Source organism: Methylobacterium sp. WL103 (assembly GCF_008039885.1).
Classification (GTDB): Bacteria; Pseudomonadota; Alphaproteobacteria; order Rhizobiales; family Beijerinckiaceae; genus Methylobacterium; species Methylobacterium cerastii.
This window is the reverse complement of the sequence record NZ_VRUX01000505.1, coordinates 1-3,125: the sequence shown is the minus strand read 5'-3', so window position 1 is coordinate 3,125 and position 3,125 is coordinate 1. Positions and strand designations below refer to the sequence as shown.

5 protein-coding genes are annotated in these 3,125 nt (G+C 72.4%); 2 read left to right on the top strand and 3 right to left on the bottom strand.

Features of this window, described 5'->3' with window-relative positions; all coding sequences use genetic code 11:
• On the top strand, positions 1–731 hold a 731-nt coding region (locus FV222_RS21375), incomplete at its 5' end, for a prephenate/arogenate dehydrogenase family protein (RefSeq protein WP_147815587.1).
• Positions 732–793: 62 nt separating this feature from the next.
• Complete coding sequence (locus FV222_RS21370; protein WP_147750463.1) at positions 794–1,216, top strand: PaaI family thioesterase; 423 nt, start codon at positions 794–796, stop codon at positions 1,214–1,216.
• Between the two features lie 100 nt (positions 1,217–1,316).
• Here FV222_RS21370 and FV222_RS21365 read toward each other — a convergent pair whose 3' ends face one another.
• The 3 genes from FV222_RS21365 to ribD form a co-directional block, all read right to left on the bottom strand.
• The gene (locus tag FV222_RS21365; RefSeq protein ID WP_147762631.1) at positions 1,317–1,550 is read right to left on the bottom strand and encodes a hypothetical protein; all 234 of its coding nucleotides are present in this window, start codon (positions 1,548–1,550) and stop codon (positions 1,317–1,319) included.
• The gene (locus FV222_RS21360; protein WP_147762632.1) at positions 1,547–2,176 is read right to left on the bottom strand and encodes a riboflavin synthase; all 630 of its coding nucleotides are present in this window, start codon (positions 2,174–2,176) and stop codon (positions 1,547–1,549) included. The genes FV222_RS21365 and FV222_RS21360 overlap by 4 nt, the downstream gene beginning before the upstream one ends.
• A 3-nt stretch (positions 2,177–2,179) precedes the next feature.
• On the bottom strand, positions 2,180–3,125 hold a 946-nt coding region (gene ribD, locus FV222_RS21355; RefSeq protein WP_246685585.1), incomplete at its 5' end, for a bifunctional diaminohydroxyphosphoribosylaminopyrimidine deaminase/5-amino-6-(5-phosphoribosylamino)uracil reductase RibD.

Sequence of the window (3,125 nt, the reverse complement as noted above, 5' to 3'; positions counted from 1 at the left end):
TCCTGTGCGTGCCCGTCGGCGCCATCGGCCCGGTCGCCGCGGCGATGGCCCCCCACCTCAAGCCCGGCGCCGTGGTCTCGGACGTCGGCTCGGTGAAGGCCTCGGTCGTCGCGGCCGTGAGCCCGCACCTGCCCGACGGCATCGTGTTCGTGCCGGGCCATCCCGTCGCCGGCACAGAGTATTCCGGGCCGGATGCCGGCTTCTCGACGCTGTTCTCCAACCGCTGGTGCATCCTCACTCCGCCGGAGGACGCGCCCGAGGCCGCGGTCGAGCGGGTGCGCGCCCTGTGGCAGGGGCTCGGCGCCGTCGTCGAGACGATGACGCCGGAGCACCACGATCTCGTGCTCGCCATCACCAGCCACGTGCCGCACCTGATCGCCTACAACATCGTCGGCACCGCCGCCGACCTCGAGCAGGTGACGCAATCCGAGGTGATGAAGTTCTCGGCCGGCGGCTTCCGCGACTTCACCCGCATCGCCTCGTCCGATCCGACCATGTGGCGCGACATCTTCCTGACCAACCGCGAGGCGGTGCTGGAAATGCTCGGGCGCTTCAACGAGGACCTGTCGGTGCTGACCCGGGCGATCCGCTACGGCGACGGCGACGCGCTACACGACCTCTTCACCCGCACCCGCGCGATCCGCCGGGGCATCGTCGCGCAGGGTCAGGAGACGGCGGAGGCCGATTTCGGCCGCGCGCGGGCGGCGGAGGGCGTCCCGAACGCAGGGTAGCTCGCCTGGACGGCAGGCCGTTCGTCTTGCCGCCGCCGTGCCGCCATGCTGCAACGGCTGGCATGACCGCGATGACCCTTACTGATACCCGCGACTTCCTCGACCGGGAGTTTCCGCAGATGCAGGCGGGCGGTCGCGCCTTCCACCTGGAGGCCGTCGGCCCGCTGACCGCGCGGATGCGGCTCGATGGAGACGATCGCTTCCTGCGCCCGGGCGGCACGCTGTCCGGCCCTGCGATGATGGCGCTGGCGGACTACGCGCTCTACGCGGCGATCCTCGCCCAGATCGGGCCGGTGGCCCTCGCGGTGACGACCAGCCTCACCTTCAATTTCCTCAGGAAGCCAGCGGGGCTCGTGCTGGTCGCCGACGTCGCGCTGCTGAAGCTCGGCCGGCGCCTCGCCGTCGGCGAGGTGCGGATCACGGCGCCCGGCTCGGACGACCTCGTGGCGCAGGCGAACGGGACGTATTCGATCCCGCCGCGGTGAGGGACCTACCGATCGGCGTAGCGGGACCAGAGCGTGACGCCGAAGCCGACGGCGACCGCCATCAGCGGCGCCACGACGAAGGCGACGATCTGAATATCGGTCATGATTTCAGCCTTCCGAGAATGACGCGCGCACAGGTGTGCAGCGCGATGCTCGCGAGAAGAAAGATCGCGATGCCGCCTGCCAGAGTCAACGCCGACAGGCTCGTCTGCGCCGAAACGCCGAAGACGGTGGCAGCGAGCGGCGCGACGACGCCCGCGCTGAACAGGCCGCCTGCAGCGGTGTTCAGGTAGGACGCGCACGGCGTGATCCGCTCGTTCGAGACGAGGCTCATGCCGCGCTTCCGCGCCCCTCCGAGAGCCGTGCGGCGTAGCGGGCGATCAGGTCGACCTCGAGGTTCAGGTGGTCGCCCGCCCGGCGCTCGCCCCAGGTGGTCACCTCCAGCGTGTGCGGGATCAGCAGGACCGAGAAGGTGTCGCCCTCGACCGCGTTGACGGTCAGCGACGTGCCGTCGAGGCAGACCGAGCCCTTCTTGGCGATGAAGTGGGCGACGTCGGCCGGCGCCCGCAGGGTGAACCGCTCGCTCGCGCCCCAGGCGCCGGCGGTGACGGTCTCGCGCTCGAGGATCTCGGCGACGCCGTCGACGTGGCCGGTGACGAGATGGCCGCCGAGCTCGTCGCCGATCTTCAGGGACCGTTCCAGGTTGATCCGGGTGCCGGCCTCCCAGGCGCCGACCGTGGTCAACGCCAGCGTCTCGGCGGCGGCGTCCACCGCGAAGACGCAGCCGCCGTCGGAGGGTTCGATCGACACCGCGGTGAGGCAGGGGCCGGAGCAGGCGATCGAGGCGCCGAGCGCGATCGAAGCCGCGTCGTAGGCGGCGCGTATGGTGAGGCGGCGCATGCGCGCGTCGCCCGAGACCGAGAGGACCGTGCCGACGTCGCTGACGAGACCGGTGAACATCGCTTAAGCCTCGTTGCGTTCGTAGGTCGTCGCCCGGTCTGCCCCCAGGTCGAGGGACTCGGCGATCCGGAACCGTTCGCCGTCCAGCATCGCCCCGAGATGCGGGCCGACCGCCGGCAGGCCGCCCTGCGGCCCGCAGGTGCCGGGACCGGTGATGAGGGTGCAGGTATCCACGAGATCGGCTTCGGCCAGCGCGTCGGCAAGGTGGGGGCCGCCCTCGCTGCAGAGCCGCGTCAATCCGCGCTCGCCCAGCATCGCGAGCGCCGCGTGCAGGTCGACCCGCCCGCGCTCGTCCGCCGGCACGCGCACCACCTCGACGCCGAGCGATTCGAGCATCCGCTTGGCATGGGCCGGGGCGCCGCGCGTCGTCACGACCAGCGTCGGCACGTCGTGGGCGCTGCGCACGAGCACGCTCGACGACGACAGCCGCAGCTGCGAATCGAGCACCACCCGCAGCGGCGAGCGGGGGGCGAGCCCGGGTAGGCGCACGGTGAGCGAGGGGTCGTCGGCGCGGGCGGTGCCGATGCCGACCAGGATCGCGTCGGCATGCGCCCGCCAGAGATGCACCGCGCCGTCGGCGATCGCGCCGGTGATGCGCAGCCGCTCCGTGTCGGAGGCGGCGGCGAACCCGTCCTGCGTGCGCGCGAGCTTGAGGTGGAGATGCGGCCGTCCGAGGGTCACGCGCGTCACGTGCCCGGCATGGTCGCGGCGGGCCTGGCTCCGAAGCAGCCCGGTCTCGACCGGGATGCCGGCGTCCCGCAGGAGCGCGTGGCCGCGGCCCGAGACCCGCGCGTCCGGGTCCTCCATCGCGCTGACCACCCGCGCGATGCCCGCCGTGACGATCGCGTCGGTGCAGGGCGGGGTGCGGCCGTGATGCGAGCAGGGTTCCAGCGTCACGTAGAGCGTCGCGCCGCGGGCGGCGTCGCCGGCATCCGCCAGGGCCAGCGGC

Coding starts and splice junctions, on each gene's coding strand:
- FV222_RS21370 (WP_147750463.1), top strand. CDS start 794: ATGACCGCGATGACCCTTACTGATACCCGCGACTTCCTCGACCGGGAG.
- FV222_RS21365 (WP_147762631.1), bottom strand. CDS start 1,550: ATGAGCCTCGTCTCGAACGAGCGGATCACGCCGTGCGCGTCCTACCTG.
- FV222_RS21360 (WP_147762632.1), bottom strand. CDS start 2,176: ATGTTCACCGGTCTCGTCAGCGACGTCGGCACGGTCCTCTCGGTCTCG.